Source organism: Methanocorpusculum sp. GPch4, assembly GCF_012062385.1.
GTDB lineage: Archaea > Halobacteriota > Methanomicrobia > Methanomicrobiales > Methanocorpusculaceae > Methanocorpusculum > Methanocorpusculum parvum.
In genome coordinates this window covers 1-597 of the sequence record NZ_SIJA01000044.1, presented here as the reverse complement: position 1 = coordinate 597, position 597 = coordinate 1, and the positions used below count along the sequence as shown (strand labels likewise).

At 54.8% G+C, this 597-nt stretch carries 1 protein-coding gene; it reads left to right on the top strand.

Going from position 1 to position 597, the window contains the following annotated elements:
• Nucleotides 1–19: 19 nt before the first annotated feature.
• A partial coding sequence (locus EYA77_RS04060; RefSeq protein WP_167815943.1) for a hypothetical protein occupies nucleotides 20–597 on the top strand: 578 nt, incomplete at its 3' end.

The window sequence follows — 597 nt, the reverse complement described above, 5'->3', positions numbered from 1 at the left end:
GCTCTACGTCAGGCTGAAGATGGATGCATCCGGGGGTCTGCCGGCTCTGATCCTCGATCTGCCCCAGGGCGGTGTTTCTGAGGAGCTGCGCCTGCATTTTGCGGAAACCGCTGTCGGTGCTCTTGAAAGCCTCTACATCGGTGAAGAGTTTCCGGTGATCTTCATCAAAGGAGGAGCCGATCCTGAGATCATCAGCTCCGGGAAGAGCAGTATGATCCTGGAAAAACTCAGAGAGACGGAAAACATCAGCACGGGCGAACATCTCTTCCGCCTGCGTCACCCGTCTTCCCTTGTCAGGGAGACGTCGGTTACGTTGAGGGATAAGACGAAAACTGAACTCCGGATCCGTGAGATCATGCGGGAGTATGCCGGCCGTGAGCCTACTGATTTCGAATCGGAGATGGGCAAGGTCTCTGCTGAAATGGCAAAACAGACGCATATCACCTATGTCACCACCGCACTTGGAGATCTGAGCCATATGACCTATCTAATCAATGAAACGAAAAGAAATAAGCGGTATGCGATGGTGTTTGTCGTCGGCGCCGCAGGGACCCCGCGGGAAACGAAGGTCAGAACTGCGTTCACCCTCGCCGGAGC